The following is a 15,579-nucleotide window of genomic DNA, read 5'->3' as shown; positions in this document are numbered from 1 at the left end:
GGAAAAATGTGTTTAGCGCACTCAAATCAAGAATCTAACTCAACGCAAAATTCCAACCAAGATCCATGCTGTTCAAAACGTCAACACCATACTTTTCTTTGGGCCTCGCTGGCTGCAATTGTGCTGGGCACGCTTGCCGCTCTTTGGGCGCTGAATTTTAAGAGCTCGCAGTTAAACGAGACGCCAGAACTCACGAGCGACACGACGAATACTCCAACTGAAGAAACAGTTACTACTCCAGCCGAAACTGGCACAATTGACGAGGAGCTTTCAACTGGCGATTCGCTTTTGAGCGACTTAAATGCGACTGAACTCTCCGACGATCAACTTTCAGACTCCGCGCTCGATTTATAGACAAGCAATTACTCTTCGCACTCAAAAATTCGAGTGATGGATTGTGCTTTGTCGTTTTCAACCTTCAATAAAACAGCATTAAATTGACCTGGTCCTTCAGCTGGTTCAAGCCTGAATGGCAATCCTTTTGTGAATGAAGGAGTCACGTAATCAAGATCGGCGCCAATCGAGCCCTCCATCGGGCCAGTCATGCCAACGTCGCTAATGTAAGCCGTGCCTTGCGGCAGGAGTCGCTCATCCGCGGTTTGGACGTGAGTATGAGTGCCCACAACTGCGCCTGCTCTGCCGTCGACATAATGGCCAAAGGTATTTTTTTCACTCGTCGTTTCCGCATGAAAATCAATTAGGATAAAACCCTTGCTTTTTAGGAGCAGTGAGTCAGCCACGAGAAACGGATTGTCTAGATTGGCATTCATAAAAACCCGGCCCTGTAAATTTATAAGGGTAACTGACTCGTGGCCGACTTCAAAACTTACCAGCCCTCGACCCGGCACGCCTGCTGGATAGTTGGCTGGTCGAAGCGCCTGGATTTTAGGGTTATCAAGCTCGGGCATAAATTCCTTGACATTCCAAATGTGGTCGCCGCTTGTTAGCCAATCAACTCCAGCCGATCGAAGCTCTTCATAGATCCCAAGCGAGATGCCTTTGCCATGGTGAGCATTCTCGGCATTTGCCACCACCAGATCAAGCTGATACTGGTCGCGCATTTTAGGCGCCAATTGTTTAACGATCGTCCGCCCAGGTCGCCCCATAATGTCGCCAATAAAAAGGATGTTCATATTGCCCTTGCTACTTAAGTAAACTTCTCGCCTGCGCTCGAAAAAATAACTTCTATTTTGCAAACTCTTGAGCTCGTAGTTCGCGAATCACGTTAACCTTAATCATGCCCGGATACTGCATATCCTGCTCGATCTTCTTGGCAATATCTTTGGCTAGGCGAAGAGCGTCGAGATCGCTGACATCATTGGGTTTAACTAAAATTCGCACCTCGCGGCCGGCATGAATTGCAAAGGCCTTATCCACACCCTGAAAACCTTTGGCGATATTTTCAAGCTCGGTCACGCGTTTAACGTAGTTTTCGTAACTATCACGGCGGGCGCCAAACCGACCACCCGAAACAGCATCCGCGACGCGCACCAGAATTGCCTCGACTGTTTTAGCCTCGATATCGCCATGGTGGGCGCCGATCGCATTCACAACCACCTCGCTCATCCCATATTTGCGAGCAATATCCATCGAGATATGATGGTGAGCGCCTGGGACTTCATGGTCAACGGCCTTGCCAATATCGTGCAAAAATGCCGCCTTGCGCGAGATATTGACATCGGCGCCGATTTCAGCCGCGAGCATCGCCGCCACGTTGGCCGCTTCCACCGAATGTTTGAGAACATTTTGGCCGTAAGAAGTGCGAAATTTGAGCTGGCCCATAATCTTAACCAGATCCGGGTGGAGTCCAGTAATTCCGGCGTCGCGAGCGGCCTGCTCGCCCGCCTCTTGCACCTCTTTGGAAACTTCCTTGTCAACCTTTTCCCAAATCTCCTCAATTTTGCCCGGATGAATGCGGCCATCGCTAATTAAACGCTCCATCGCCACCCGCGCCATGTGCCGCCGCACCGGATCAAAACTTGAGATCGTAATTGTGTCTGGGCTTTCGTCGATCACAACATCAACGCCCGTCAATTTCTCGAAGGCTTGAATGTTGCGCCCCTCTTTGCCGATAATCCGCCCCTTCATATCCTCTGACGGAATGCTGATCGGCTGGATAGAATGTTCGGTTGTGCTCTCTGAAGCCAAACGCTCCATGGCAGTCGCTAAAATCTTACGCGCCCAAGCATCAAACTCTTGTTGAGCCAAGTGTTTTTGGTCTTTAATTTTGGCGATGAGATCGTCTTTGAACTCAATTTCAACTTGCTTCAAAAGCTGTTCTCGCGCCGCGTCCTTTGTAAGTTTAGCAACCGCTTCGAGTTTAGAGAGCTGATCGTCGTGAAGTTTGTCAATTGCTTTTTCCCGCTCGCTTAAACTTTCTCGTTTTGCGTCGATCTGTTTAAGCTCTTCCTCAATTTTATTCAGCCGCTCATCAAGTTTAGTCTCTCGAGCGCGCACCGCTTCCTCTAAATGAGTAATCTGACGGCGTTTTTCTTCCTCATCCTCTTTGGCGCGTTCACGAATTTCAAGCGCCTCATTTTTAGCTTGAAGTAAAAGCTCCTGCTGTTTGGCTGTAACCTGTTCCTCGGTTTTTTTGCGGGTTGCGTTGCGGATTGCGTAACCAGCGATTCCACCTCCAAGAATCGCGATTGCGATGTAAAGCCCCAACATATTGTCCTTTCATAACAGCCACAGTTGCCTCGAATGTTCTTGGCCGATTATTTAAGATTACTTATTCTATAGTACGTGCGAACGTGGTCGCGCGTCAAACTGACTTTGTTGCGTATTCTGAATTTAGCGCGTCCCTTCTTTCGAAAACTCTCAATGTCTAACTTGGTCGCAAGTCAACCGAAGACGAAGAACGACAAGTCATGAGCATTGAAGCCCAGCTCGCGGAGTTGGCGGAATTTGCCAAGCGAGAAAATATTGAGATCGTGGAAACCTTTATTGAGAGTAAAAGCGCAAAGAAACCCGGCCGAGAAATTTTTAACGAGATGATGAGCAAAGTCCACGAGAGTAAAGAACCAATTGGCTTGATTGCGTGGCATCCGGACAGATTAGCCAGAAACAACGTTGACGGCGGACAAATAATTTACAGCATAGACATCGGCAAGATCGTTTCTTTGCGCTTTCCAACATTTTGGTTTAAGCCAACTCCGCAGGGGCTTTTTATGCTTCAAGTCGCCTTTGGCCAATCAAAATATTATTCCGACAATTTGTCGGAAAATGTAAAGCGCGGGATTCGCCAAAAACTCAGGCGGGGCGAATGGCCCGGCCTTGCGCCGTTCGGATATGTGAACAATCCAAAAACACGAACCATTGAACCCGACCAAATGAAAGCAAGAGTTATCAAGAAAGCGTTCGAGGAATATACACAAGGCCGACACACGTTGCTTTCTTTGGGTGAACGCCTGAGTTTTTGGGGCGTGGTGAGCGGGACCGGAAAACCGCTTTGTAAAGCGACACTCCAAAGAATGCTGACAAACAAAGTTTATTTAGGACTTATTGTCCACAACGGCGAAACATATGAGGGCGGTTTTCCGGCAATTGTTTCCAGAGCGACTTTTGAGAAAGTGCAGGAAGTATTAAAGAACCGAGCCAAACCGCGCCATTCTAAAAAGCGGCACAATTTTCCATTTACCGGATTACTCACCTGCGGCGAGTGCGGCGCGGCCATCACCGCTCAATATGCGCACGGACACGGCGGAACTTATAAATACTACCGTTGCACCAAGCGGCTTGGCTCGTGTTCGCAAAGTTATCTGCGCGAGGACATTTTGACAGAACAACTGAAAGCGGAAATCTCAAAAGTCGCTCTCTGCGAAGATTGGAAAGAGAAGATGTTGGCACAAGTTGAAGTATGGGAAAAAGAAAATATCCAGTCTTCGCAATCTTTCGCCCAAAATCTGGAAAAAGAAATTAAGGAAACCGAAACAAAGCTTGATAGGTTGGTGAACGCCTTTTTAGACGGCTCGATTGAAAAGGAAACCTATCTTGCCAAAAAGGACGAGCTTATCATTACCAAAACAGACCTCCAGCGAAGGAAGTCTGATTTTGGGCGAAAAGGAAACAATTGGATCGAACCTTTGCGCGAATGGATTTTAACCGCTCACCACGCTGAAAAACTGGCTTCGTCCAACGAATTTGATGAAATCAAATCGTTGGTGGAAAAAATTGGAACGAACCGCCGCCTGCTTTCAAAACAAGTCCTCGTCGGGCTTCGCCCGCCGTTTGATTTAATCCCAAACAACGAGCTTTTTGCGAAGCGAGACCCGCCGAAGGCGGGGCGAGCGAGCAATCCTCTCGTCCTGAAAAATCGTTAAGTTTTGATTGGTCGGGGCGCCGAGAATCGAACTCGGGCCACGCGCTCCCAAAGCGCGCACACTACCATTATGCTACGCCCCGAAATGGTGTAATTGTACTGATATTCTCTTGACATATCAAGGAAGATAGGTATAAGGTGCAACGTTTGGTATGAATAAATCGTCGATTGGCGTGATGGCGGAACTTCATTCTGCTATCACATTCATTTGATGTTCGTTTACAACGTGACCTCGAAGCAGTGAGTTGGTGCGAACCATCCGTTTTTCCCGTGTTCGCGCCGGTTCGCTGCTTCGAGATTTCCTCTGAAGCAGTACTTTCTGAAAGGGGCTACCCGGAATAAATTCCCCGGGGGTTGCCTCCCCGGAAAATATTGCTGTAGGAGGAACCAATAATGAAAAAGAGAGAAAACCCTTTGCTCGGAACCGGCATCTGGATCTTGATGATTCTACTGGTGTTCTGCTTCACTCCTGGTTGCGGCGGGGGTGGCGGTGGCTCCGATCCGCCTCCTGGCGGGGGTGGAGGAGGAGGTGGCGGCAATCCGCCGCCTCCTCCGCAACCACCGGCAGCGCCGAGTGGTCTGAGTGCGACCGGTGTCTCGACCAGCCAGATTAACCTGGCCTGGACCGATAACGCCAATAACGAGACGGCCTTTCAGGTGCAGAGATCGCCAGCCGGCCAAAACAATTTCGCCCAAGTGGGTGGGAACCTACCGGCAAACACCGTCATATTCCAGGATGTTGGCCTACCAGCCGACACGGCATTCGACTACCGCGTCCGCGCCATCAATGGCGTGGGGAACAGTGCGTTCTCGAACACCGATGAAGGGCGTACCCTCGTTAACAACCCACCGCCACCGACTGCGCCGAGCAATCTGCGCCTGAACGGTGTAACTACGACGAGTACGATTCCGCTCGCGTGGAATGACAATAGTAACAACGAACTGGGCTTCCGGGTGTTCCGGAGCCCAACCGGCCAGAACACCTTCGCTCAGGTAGGAGGAGATCTGCCCGCCGGAACCACGTCCTTTACGGACGTTGGACTACCACAGGCGACCACGTTTGATTACGTGGTGCGGTCGTTCAATGGTGGGGGCGAGAGTGCAAACTCCAACCTCCTGACTGCGAGCACCCAGGGTGCCCCGCCGCCTCCGCCTTCATTCAACGCCAACCCAGCCTGGACAAGTGCGGTCGGAACGAGCGGTACAGGCCCCGACCTTGGCAGTGTTCTGGTGCCGCGCGGGAATCGCATCCTGCGCCTCAATCAGAACACCGGCGTCATGGAGAGCGAAATCACGGATCCGCTTTTCCAAGCATGCGTAGGGATTGTTAACGATAATGGGACCCTGTATATTGCGGACGGATCCGGCAACATTCTCCAGAAAGTAGGGAATAATCCCGCGAGCGCCTGGAAGAATGTTGGGATTATGGCCGGCATGCGCCAGGGTGCAGGTAGACTCTGGGTTGTCGTTTTGACGGGTGGTAACTCGAGGGCGGTACGAAACTTCAGGATCAGCGACAAACAAGAGGGAACTCAGTTTCCAGTGCTGAACAATGCTGCTGGTCTAGAGTTTCTACCTGATGGAAGGATCGCCGTTGGCACCTCAACCGGAAATTTTGCCATTTACAATCAAGATGGCAGTATTTTCGCGCCCCAGACCAACCTTGGAGGTGGCCTTGGCCCCATCTGCACACTCGACGCCAACTTCTATGCCGTGGGTAATACAGGCGCTCAAGAACGCGTGGAAATCTTCCGCGTCGGGGATGCTGCCCTTTCGAGTCAGGGTACTCTGACTGTCAGAGGCGGCGGAGTAACCGGCATGGTCGCCAACCCTGGTGCCGAGCTCTATGTCATGCGAGGGAATGATACCTCGCAACGCTACAATCGCAACTAAACTAACTATTATCACTTCTAGCATGGGGAGCCTTCGGGCTCCCTCTTTTTATGGGTTAATTCCTGAATTTTCTGAGAAGAGAACGTAATCGTAGATCGGTAAAATTGTCCCCGAGAGTCGATCAAGCACGAGTTTGAGTTTTCGCTTGGACGTACCGTAGTAGCCAACTGTTTCAATCGTGGTAAATCTCCCATCAAGTGCCGCTTGCGAACCATTTATTGGTCTTAATGTGTAGCTATCTAAATCATCACCATAAGGACGAAAACGTAGTTTATTACCACCATTAAGGGGGAAATTCCAAAAACCCCCGTATTGACTTGAGGAACCGAAAGGGCATGGATCAAAATTTTCTTTATGGGTAATTTGTCCTTGGGAATCAAGTGCGGTCACCTCGAAATACTGGCTACTGCCACAAAATACTTGTTGCAAGAAATCCCAATTCAAAAGCACCTGCCCGTTTTGTTGCTCTAATTCCGTCACGTCGTATTCGACAGAAGTATCCTGTTTGAGAGCGGGAATGTATCCTTGTGGACTATTCTGACCCACTACCCGCTCATCCTCGCCCGGATCCCTTTTGTAATACATTTTGATGTCGTAGACGATATCAGCTGGGTCAGGTGGATCAACATTCTCTGGATCGATACACGTTTCAACGGTTCCGTCGGTAAGGTTAACCCGGTCGTAATACGTGGTTGAAGTGGTTGGTCGGGGTGCTGCAGTACAGGAACCATTATCGTCAGCCGGTACCTCGCTATTGCGGTTGAAGCGCCACCGAGCCAGGCCATCCTCAATTCCCGCTGACGACGCAGCAAAGGCGTTCAAGCCATCTTCCAAGCGGGCTTGGCTGCGAAACTCTGAAAGTGTGGTGTTGGCAACAGCAAACGACACCGACCCAATAACGGTAATAACGATCATCGTAATGAGGAGCGCGCTCCCCGCCTCACCGGCGGGCAGGCCTTGCTCGTGCTTCATATCCCTCCGTATTGATTGCAGTATAGCAGCTCTCGGGCAAAGCATGACGGAAGATCGTTTACACCTCCCCCTTTCCACCTCGTAGGTGTGAATGTATTCACTCGGTATAGCGCAACAATTACAACTAATCAGCCAAATGAGCGTGGTCATTATAGATCCAAAGACGCCAGGCTGGCGCTTCTTCAAAGCCGCCTCGATACTGCAAAACAGTCAGACCCGTGTTCTCCATCGATGCCATTTTCCGAATATTCCTGAAAATTTCTCCTGATAGTAGATTGCCAAGCAGTACCCGGGCAATAATCGTTTTCATAAAATACCCGTGAGTTACAACGACCATCGATGTTTCTTTTCGATTATACAAATATTCAAGCGCTTTATCGGCGCGTAAAATAATGTCGTCAAAATTCTCACCATCTTCTATTCGCATGCCAGGTGTAAACAGGCTTTCATTCCACTCCCGCCAAGTGCGGTCCGCTTTTCCGTCAGTAAATGACTTGCCATAGATAGAAGTTGGCTTTACTCGCTCGACGAAAAGTTCCGAATACTCCACTTTTTTACCCGTCATCTTCGCAATTTCTTCCGCTGTTTGCTGGGCTCGTTCAAATGGGCTAGAGATAATCGCTTCAAAAGAGAGTTTTGAGACTCGCTGGGCAATATTTTTAGCTTGTTGCCCGCCTTTTTCACTTAGTGGTGCGTCAGGTGCCTGAAAAACAGGACTAATATTCCCTTGGCTTTGCCCATGCCGGACAAAGTAGACAACTTTCTCTCCTTTAGATTTTTCTTTCATAAATCTCAACAATACAAATTAACTTGACGCGTGGTGTATCTTGCAAAACAGCTTACCTCTTGCAGCTTTTCCTGCAATGATAAAATGATGATCTCCTCTAAGAAAATTGGTTGGTGCAAGTCCTATGCGAATTATGTGATGGCTTCACTATTTACGATCACAATGCCATGATGCAGGTAATCATAAGCAAGGGAGTATATGCTACGAGTTGTTTATACCTTTTTCACGGGCGTGTTACTGGCAACGTTTGTTGGCGTAGGGATTGCCGCCTTTTATCCGGCGCCAACGATGCCCGAGCATCCATTGGTATTTGATGAACGAGTGGCCCCCAATGAATCGGAGACACCGGAACAGAAAGAGAGACAGGCACTGTATGATACGAGCTTTACCGCGTACCAGGAGGCGATGAAGCTCTACAGCCGTAATGTCTCGATTGTTGCCTTAATTGGCTCACTGATACTCATGGCGATCGGACTACTTAGTTCAGAGAAATTCCGGGTTATCGCTGATGGCTTTCTCTTTGGTAGCCTCCTGACACTTCTGTATAGCGTCGGTTGGGGATTTGCCACCGAAGATAATCGGTATCGATTTCTGGTAGTAACTGTTGGCCTTGTGGTAGCACTCGCACTTGGGTATATGAAGTTTGTTGCACCACAAGGAGACAGTAAGCGTTGACAGGATTCGGATACTCTTGGGATCACCATTTAGAGTCTAAAGTGTATGAACTATCTTGCATAGAGCATAGGGTCATGATAAGAGGATCATGGAAGAGATCTTAACAGATTTCTCAAATTACACTTTTACAATCAGAGAAGGGGATGGGTGCCATGTTAGATATCCATTTTATTTTAGCGAACATGGACTTGGTCAAACAAAACACAAACGAGCGATATTCCAATGCCGATGTGGACAAAGTTGTTGACCTTTATGGACAGCTAAAGAGGAAGAGACAGAGACTTGAACAGGAACAACGACGTTCAAATCAAATCGCTGGACAGTTCAAAGATGCAGAAGAGTCTACAAGGGAGCAGCTCAAAATTGAGGTCGCAAGCCTCAAAAAGAATATTACGACTCTCAAGAATGAAATTACGAGTATTAGTAGTGAATATAATAAGGAGATGCTCAAAGTTCCTAACCTTGTTGCTATTGATGTGCCTCCGGGCAAGGATGAACGCAGCAATATGCCGATCAAGTATGTCGGCGAACCAACTGTGTTTAGCTTTAAGCCTCTCGACCACGTTGAGCTAGGCAAAAAGCTAGATATCCTGGATTTTGAGGCCGCAACCAAAGTCACGGGTTCTAAGTTCTATTTCTTTAAAAATGAAGCCGTGCTCATAGAGTTAGGCCTCATCCGTTTTGCACTTGACTTGGCAATCAAACATGGATTTACTCCGGTGACAACACCGGAGATAGCCCGGGACGAGATTATAACAGCCTCTGGGTTTTCACCACGAGGGCCAGAGAGTCAAATCTACTCTTTAATGGATAGCAAACTAAGCCTTATTGGTACTGCAGAGATTACTATTGGTGGCTATCTAGCCAACACAGTGATTCCAGAAAAAGATCTTCCAATAAAGATATCTGGCGTGAGTCATTGTTTTAGAACTGAGGCTGGGAGTAGTGGTCGTGAAAACAGAGGGCTTTATAGAGTACACCAATTCAGCAAGGTAGAACTATATCAGTTCACTCTTCCTTGTCAGAGCGAAGCCGCCCACGAAGAGATGCTCGCGATTGAAGAAGAATTCTACCAAGCCTTAAGACTTCCTTATCGTGTTTTACTAATGTGTAAGGGCGATCTAGGAACACCTGCTTACAAAAAATATGACATCGAAGCGTGGATGCCCTTTATTGGTGAGGGTGGCGGTTATGGCGAAGTGACGTCCACCTCAAACTGTACTGATTTCCAAGCAAGACGCTTGAACACCAAGTTTAGGTGCAGCGTTTCTGGTGAGACGCATTTTGTCCATACTTTAAACGGCACTGCTGTTGCGACTACTAGAACAATGCTCACCATTCTCGAGAATAATCAGCAGGCCGACGGAACTGTGAAGATTCCTGAAGTATTGCACGGCTACCTTGGTTTTGAGTCAATCAAACCAAGGATTAAAATCTTCTGATCTTCCCAGTTGAAACCTTAAAGTGGAAGGGATGAAATGTGGATAAGTATAATCTGTTCATATACTCATCAGGAGCACCTTGTATAGATAATACTGAATTCGAAGTTGTGGAACGTAAAGGCATAGGTCACCCAGACACTCTATGTGATGCAATCGCAGAAAAAGTATCACAAGCTTATTCGCTATACTGCTTAAAGCAATATGGCACAATTTTGCGCCATATGGTTGACAAAATTGCATTGTCGGGAGGCGCTTCCAAGGTCAAATTCGGTGGCGGCGAAATGCAAAAGCCGATCAGACTTTATCTCAACTGCCGGTTCACACGAACTTGGCAAAAAGAGACCATCCCCTATCTTGAAATCGTCAAAGAAGCGGTCTACAAGTATTTGGGGGACGTGCTGCCGGTTCTCGATCTGAACCAGTGGCTCATGATCGTGGATAATACTCACTTCGCCCCCGGCCCCGGTGTCGTGTATGAAGCTGATGGATCGACACAGAATGAACGTCAGTTCTTCTTTGAGGTCCCCCAGAAGGAGTTCGCTGTCTTCCACGATAATAGTCTGCGATCAAACGACACCTCGACGGCCGTGGCTTACAGTCCACTCAGCGCCACGGAAAAGGTTGTGATACTCGTCGAAGTCACACTGAACGGGAAGGAGTTTAAAAAGCTTCATCCATATGTCGGTACGGACATCAAGGTTATGGCCAAACGTATCAAAAAACGCATGGATATCACAGTCTGTATTCCATTTGTCGCAGACCACACCCCGAGTAAGGAGTTCTACTTCGAGAAACTCAGGGCTTTGCAAAATCTCATCAAGCAATTGGTGACGTCCCAGTTTGGACAGTTCAATGTCGAAGTTTCGCTTAACACGAGGGACAATCCGAGCAAATCTGACTACTACCTCACATTGACCGGAAGTGCGATTGAGAGCGGCGACGAGGGGGTTGTCGGCCGGGGCAATCGATACAACGGCGTCATTCCGTTTACTCGACACATGAGCATGGAGGCTTGTTGTGGTAAGAACCCTCTTTACCATGTGGGCAAACTCTACACCGCAATTTCCTCCCTTATTTCGGACGATATCTACCGCCTGGTAGGACTTGAAACATATGTGTACCTAACGTCTCAGATGGGCAGAAGCTTATCGGATCCCTGGTCCGTATCTGTTGAAATTTGTGGCGGAAATGCAACACCCATCCAACGTCAAATGATCGAAGAGATCATTGAACACAACTTGGCAAATGCCAATGAAACCACTCAAAAGATCGTTAAAGGAGAATTGAATCTGTTCTGAAGGATACGATCTCCCATACCCATGTCATTACGACATGGGTAGTTTTTTATAAGTCAAAAGACTCATCAGGGTTAACATCTTTTTTTGCACCGTTAGCGAAATAAATAGTACAGGGCTTAACACCAGCACATATAGCAGTGCCACCTTCTATGATCAACCCCGTTCCTTCTGGTAAACACACTATTGGCAAGTTGTTACCTACAGCCCATGCTTTAAATTGGTCATTTTGCTCATTTCTGAAATGGCAAGCAACTGAAAAACCGTTAAGAAGATCGAAGCCCGATACATCTTTTAAATTTACTTTATTTTCATCATCATTGGTATCGATTCTTTTCCCCATAATAATAGCGCCGGCACTTCCTCCATATACATGTCCACCAGCTTTAATGTACTGAATCAAAGTATTAGCAAATTCTGAGTTTTTTAACTCTTTGATTAAGCTCCATGTGTTTCCGCCTCCTATATAAATTCCATTGAACTTCTTTAGGGTATCGATTTGATATTTTGATAGATTATCTACCGTTTCAAATTGAACATCTGTTCTTTCATGAAGTTCTACGATACTCTTCATCCATAAATGAGCAGTCAGATAAAGTTTATGACCACGAAGTGCTATGGGTATGTATAAAAAGCGTCCATTTTTAGGTATTGTGCGAAAAAAAAATTTGTCGAGGGGGAATGATTGCTTTTCATTACCACCACCCGACAAATATATTTGCTCCTTTTCCTTTATGTTTTGCATGTTTTTATTGCTTTGCGCAACTCGTAAATGTTGATATTAAAAGTATACACTAAGCGATCGAGATAAGCTTCCGTCGTCTCGTCACGAGGAGGCGGAAGCTTTAATATGTCGCAGACTTTTAGATTGATGAATCTTTCGATCTCAAGACGAGCAAGCTGAACCACGACATCTCGGCTGGTTAACGGTTTGATGAATTGTGCCCAGTAATCGAAGTAGTACGCTATGTTGTTATACACATCCGCACCGTAATACTTCTCGCTGAGTACTTTCGCAAACCGTCGAAACTGGAGACCGGGACCCCTATTCGCCGCCTGTACACCGCATAAAAGCAGAAGAGCTACCGTCCGACATGAGTCAAACATTTCACGCGTGCCACCTGCGGTCCACGGAATCAGTGTATCGAAGTAGGAAGTGGTTTTGTTAACTGCCCAGGCTATCCTTTCAAGTCCAAACCCGATGTCACTGATCGGAATCGTTGGACGATTGGCCTGTGGGATAAGTAGGTAAGCGGCGTCTCCAATCTCGAGCCCTCCATAGGAGAAGAAGAGTTCAAGTGTCGAGAATTTGCCAGTCCCCCAATCGTGGTCAGATGTTCTCATGATGATGACAAAGTCTTTCATGTGGAGACCGAGCTTTGAAAGGATCGTGCACCAGTTGTCTACTAATTGTAGATGCTCACTAAATTCGGCTCCCATCTTTTCAGTGCAAACATTTACGAACGAGGTTGAAGTCCCTTCCTGCGCCTCAACATGCGGTTGAAACTGCATACGCACACACGGTTGCGCCACGAACAATTTCTCTTTCCGCATTTTCTGGTTCAAGTGAATAATGTCATCAAACATCTGCACGCCAGCAATCACCAGATCAGTCCGACCTCTCAAGTTCACTACGTTCATGGGGGTTGTCAGATCGAAACCGTCTGAGCGGAAGTATTCACTTATTCTTGCACTGATTTGTGCGGGCGTGAGCATCTTCTTGCGCTTGCTATATGTGCGAAAAGGATGTCCTCCCCCACTGCACTTATGCCATCCACAAACCGAAACATCTATTTTTGTAGATGACTTAGAGAAAAAAGTCCTGCCACACGTACCGCATAAGTGTCGCTGCCATCCTCTTTCGACCATAAACTCATTCACGGCCTTCATATGGGCATCTACTGCGAATACCTGCTTAGGCTCCACAAGTACTCATCTCCTTCTCTGGTTGTAAACTTGCATTTTAAGAAATCTACAAGGATCTCCTCTGCAATTCTCTTAACACGCCTTTGCATTTTGCACAAGTGAATACGTAAAGACTCATAACACATCATTTGTTTTGAAATAGATTCTCAATGACTCAGTAGATGATATACTAGATTTTATGATACTTAGCTCGGTTGGGATTTGCCGCCGAAGATAATCGGCATTGTTTTTTGTGGTAGCAGTTGGCCTAATTGTGGCCCTAGCGCTTGGGTATATGCAATTTATTTTTCCGCAGAGAAACAAGAAGCGTTGACAAGTAGAGCGTAACCTATTACCCTTCACTGTTTACCCTATTGCAAATAGGCGGGAGTAGTACAATGGTAGTGCGCGAGCCTTCCAAGCTTGATACGCGGGTTCGATCCCCGTCTCCCGCTCCAGAATTAGACTTTCCGGTTTTTGACAGACTTTTTCTGAAAGTCAGGTTTTGGTGTGATTCCACATCACAAGGTAAATTTATGTTGAACATGGCTTTCGGGCAAAGCAAATACTATGTGGATTCTCTTTCCGAAAATACCAAAAGAGGTTTGCGCCAAAAAGTTCGTAATGGAGATTATCCAACGCTTGCTCCTGTCGGATATATCAATGACTCACGAACAAAAACAGTTGTCGTTGATAGAAAGAAAGCCAAAGTTATCAAGCAAGCGTTTGAATTTTATGTAAAAGGTGGCAATAGACTGGAAGATGTCTCAAATTTTTTGGCGAAGCACAATCTCTTTTCAAAAACCGGAAAGAAAATCCACAAATCTCGTGCGACTTCAATTCTTTCCAATCCTTTTTACACCGGACTCTTCCGCTATGGTGGCGAGCCTCACGAAGGAAAGTACGAGCCAATCATTTCAAAGAAACTTTTTGATCAGGCGCAGGAAATGTTGAAACTTCGCGGTAAATCCGACAGAAAGCCTCTAAACGACTCACAACCTTTCTGTGGCCTCATTTCCTGTGCCTCATGCGGAATGATGATAACTGGCGAATACAAGGTTAAGAAACAGCAGAATGGCAATGTTCACGAATATGTCTACTATCACTGCACCAAGAAAAATAAAAGTGTAAAGTGTGAAGAACCTTGTATTCGTCAAGAAGAATTAAATCGCCAGTTATCATCCTTAATTCAAAAAGTTTCTTTGCCCAAAAACTGGGCGGAAGAACTCAATCGTCTTGCTCTGCAAGACCACGGAAAATCCGCCCAGTCTTTGACTGCTTGTGTGAAAGAGAAACAAGAAAAGATTTCTTCTTTGGCGCAAAAGTTAGAGCGACTTCTTAATGGTTACTTCGACCAAATAATTGACCGAGAAGATTATCGTTTACAAAAAGGAAAACTATTGTCCGAGAAGAAGTCGCTCGAAGAAGAAATCTACAATCTTTCACACAAGCAGAATGATTGGCTCGAACCTTCTCCTTGGCGAAAAACAGGTGCGCGCCAGCGCGCCGGATTTGGATTCATTTTTGGCGAATTCTCCTCTGGATTCTGGGCGAAATTCAGGCAGAAACCATTGGGACGCGCTTCGCGCGTCCCGCATGTTGGCTTCAAAAAAGCCGATTAGTTTGTTATTGGTGACCCTAACGGGAATCGAACCCGCATTTGCACCTTGAAAGAGTGCTGTCCTGACCATTAGACGATAGGGCCCTGGAGGGCCTGGTGGGATTCGAACCCACGACCAATTGCTTAAGAGGCAACTGCTCTACCACTGAGCTACAGGCCCGTTTGGCGCGCCCGGAGGGATTCGAACCCCCAACGCCCAGCTTAGAACGCTGGCGCTCTGTCCATTGAGCTACGGGCGCACTGATTAGTGGGGTGGCTAGAGGGAATTGAACCCTCGACTAGGGGACCACAACCCCTTGTGATAACCATTTCACCATAGCCACCATATTACTTGGCGCGCCCGGAGGGACTTGAACCCCCGACCTTCTGGTCCGAAGCCAGACGCTCTATCCGCTGAGCTACGGGCGCATATTGAAGTCCCTATTATACTCCACTTGAACTCATTTTTCTACGAGCTAAGTTCACATTGGAATTGCAACACCTTGCATTAAAGTGCGAGGTGTATGAAACACACAACCCATCACACCCAATTAGTCGGTCAGGAGCGAGATATGATTGCGGTTTGGCGAGGTCAGGGAATGGGCATAAATGAGATCGGTCGACGGCTTGGTCGGTCGGGTTCGACCATCTCCCGCGAACTGGATCGGAACGGTCATCGGCAAGCTGGC

Annotated in this window: 14 protein-coding genes and 7 tRNA genes; 9 read left to right on the top strand and 12 right to left on the bottom strand. The window is 47.3% G+C overall.

Annotation, left to right across the window (positions count from 1 at the left end; all coding sequences use genetic code 11):
• Nucleotides 1-6: 6 nt before the first annotated feature.
• Nucleotides 7-354: a hypothetical protein gene (locus HYW32_01295; GenBank protein ID MBI2589648.1), complete on the top strand. Its 348-nt coding sequence runs from the start codon at nt 7-9 to the stop codon at nt 352-354.
• 8 nt (nt 355-362) lie between these two features.
• Here the strand turns inward: HYW32_01295 and HYW32_01290 are convergent, their stop codons facing one another.
• Nucleotides 363-1,133 (bottom strand): TIGR00282 family metallophosphoesterase, encoded by a 771-nt coding sequence (locus tag HYW32_01290; GenBank protein MBI2589647.1) that lies wholly within the window; start codon nt 1,131-1,133, stop codon nt 363-365.
• A gap of 52 nt (nt 1,134-1,185) precedes the next feature.
• Complete coding sequence (gene rny / locus HYW32_01285; protein ID MBI2589646.1) at nt 1,186-2,670, bottom strand: ribonuclease Y; 1,485 nt, start codon at nt 2,668-2,670, stop codon at nt 1,186-1,188.
• Between the two features lie 200 nt (nt 2,671-2,870).
• Between rny and HYW32_01280 the strand changes: the two genes are divergently transcribed.
• The gene (locus HYW32_01280; GenBank protein ID MBI2589645.1) at nt 2,871-4,322 is read left to right on the top strand and encodes a recombinase family protein; all 1,452 of its coding nucleotides are present in this window, start codon (nt 2,871-2,873) and stop codon (nt 4,320-4,322) included.
• An 8-nt stretch (nt 4,323-4,330) separates the two neighbouring features.
• Here the strand turns inward: HYW32_01280 and HYW32_01275 are convergent.
• Nucleotides 4,331-4,404, bottom strand: a tRNA-Pro gene (locus tag HYW32_01275).
• Between the two features lie 310 nt (nt 4,405-4,714).
• Here HYW32_01275 and HYW32_01270 point away from each other — a divergent pair.
• Nucleotides 4,715-6,214 (top strand): fibronectin type III domain-containing protein, encoded by a 1,500-nt coding sequence (locus HYW32_01270; protein MBI2589644.1) that lies wholly within the window; start codon nt 4,715-4,717, stop codon nt 6,212-6,214.
• Nucleotides 6,215-6,262: 48 nt separating this feature from the next.
• Here the strand turns inward: HYW32_01270 and HYW32_01265 are convergent, their stop codons facing one another.
• A complete protein-coding gene (locus HYW32_01265) occupies nt 6,263-7,186 on the bottom strand; it encodes a hypothetical protein (protein MBI2589643.1) in 924 nt (307 codons plus the stop codon).
• Nucleotides 7,187-7,310: 124 nt separating this feature from the next.
• Nucleotides 7,311-7,973, bottom strand: coding sequence for a histidine phosphatase family protein (locus HYW32_01260; protein MBI2589642.1), 663 nt, complete (start codon nt 7,971-7,973; stop codon nt 7,311-7,313).
• Nucleotides 7,974-8,171: 198 nt separating this feature from the next.
• On the opposite strand from HYW32_01260, the gene HYW32_01255 reads away from it, so the two are divergent.
• The 3 genes from HYW32_01255 to HYW32_01245 all read left to right on the top strand — a co-directional run bounded on the left by HYW32_01255 (nt 8,172) and on the right by HYW32_01245 (nt 11,388).
• A complete protein-coding gene (locus tag HYW32_01255) occupies nt 8,172-8,648 on the top strand; it encodes a hypothetical protein (protein MBI2589641.1) in 477 nt (158 codons plus the stop codon).
• 152 nt (nt 8,649-8,800) lie between these two features.
• On the top strand, nt 8,801-10,090 hold the full coding sequence (gene serS / locus HYW32_01250; GenBank protein MBI2589640.1) for a serine--tRNA ligase: 1,290 nt from the start codon (nt 8,801-8,803) through the stop codon (nt 10,088-10,090).
• Between the two features lie 38 nt (nt 10,091-10,128).
• Nucleotides 10,129-11,388 carry a hypothetical protein gene (locus HYW32_01245; protein MBI2589639.1) on the top strand — a complete coding sequence of 420 codons (1,260 nt, stop codon included), beginning with the start codon at nt 10,129-10,131 and terminating at the stop codon, nt 11,386-11,388.
• Between the two features lie 46 nt (nt 11,389-11,434).
• Here HYW32_01245 and HYW32_01240 read toward each other — a convergent pair whose 3' ends face one another.
• The gene (locus HYW32_01240; GenBank protein ID MBI2589638.1) at nt 11,435-12,130 is read right to left on the bottom strand and encodes a Type 1 glutamine amidotransferase-like domain-containing protein; all 696 of its coding nucleotides are present in this window, start codon (nt 12,128-12,130) and stop codon (nt 11,435-11,437) included.
• On the bottom strand, nt 12,118-13,101 hold the full coding sequence (locus HYW32_01235; protein ID MBI2589637.1) for a hypothetical protein: 984 nt from the start codon (nt 13,099-13,101) through the stop codon (nt 12,118-12,120). The genes HYW32_01240 and HYW32_01235 overlap by 13 nt, the downstream gene beginning before the upstream one ends.
• 573 nt (nt 13,102-13,674) lie before the next feature.
• Between HYW32_01235 and HYW32_01230 the strand changes: the two genes are divergently transcribed.
• Both HYW32_01230 and HYW32_01225 read left to right on the top strand, forming a co-directional pair.
• A tRNA-Gly gene (locus HYW32_01230) sits at nt 13,675-13,748 on the top strand.
• 78 nt (nt 13,749-13,826) lie between these two features.
• A complete protein-coding gene (locus HYW32_01225; GenBank protein MBI2589636.1) occupies nt 13,827-14,912 on the top strand; it encodes a recombinase family protein in 1,086 nt (361 codons plus the stop codon).
• A gap of 8 nt (nt 14,913-14,920) precedes the next feature.
• On the opposite strand, the gene HYW32_01220 is transcribed toward HYW32_01225, so the two are convergent.
• The 5 genes from HYW32_01220 to HYW32_01200 form a co-directional block, all read right to left on the bottom strand.
• Nucleotides 14,921-14,995, bottom strand: a tRNA-Glu gene (locus HYW32_01220).
• Nucleotide 14,996: 1 nt separating this feature from the next.
• Nucleotides 14,997-15,071, bottom strand: a tRNA-Lys gene (locus HYW32_01215).
• A 3-nt stretch (nt 15,072-15,074) separates the two neighbouring features.
• A tRNA-Arg gene (locus HYW32_01210) sits at nt 15,075-15,150 on the bottom strand.
• Nucleotides 15,151-15,159: 9 nt separating this feature from the next.
• Nucleotides 15,160-15,234 (bottom strand) — tRNA-His (locus tag HYW32_01205).
• Between the two features lie 9 nt (nt 15,235-15,243).
• Nucleotides 15,244-15,319 (bottom strand) — tRNA-Arg (locus HYW32_01200).
• Nucleotides 15,320-15,414: 95 nt separating this feature from the next.
• On the opposite strand from HYW32_01200, the gene HYW32_01195 reads away from it, so the two are divergent.
• Nucleotides 15,415-15,579, top strand: a 165-nt coding sequence (locus HYW32_01195) for a helix-turn-helix domain-containing protein (GenBank protein MBI2589635.1), incomplete at its 3' end; no start/stop codon positions are given.

The organism is Candidatus Berkelbacteria bacterium (genome assembly GCA_016187225.1).
In the GTDB taxonomy this organism is placed as follows: Bacteria; Patescibacteriota; UBA1384; order JACPKC01; family JACPKC01; genus JACPKC01.
The sequence above is the reverse complement of the archived record's forward strand: the minus strand, read 5'-3'. Positions and strand labels throughout refer to the sequence as shown.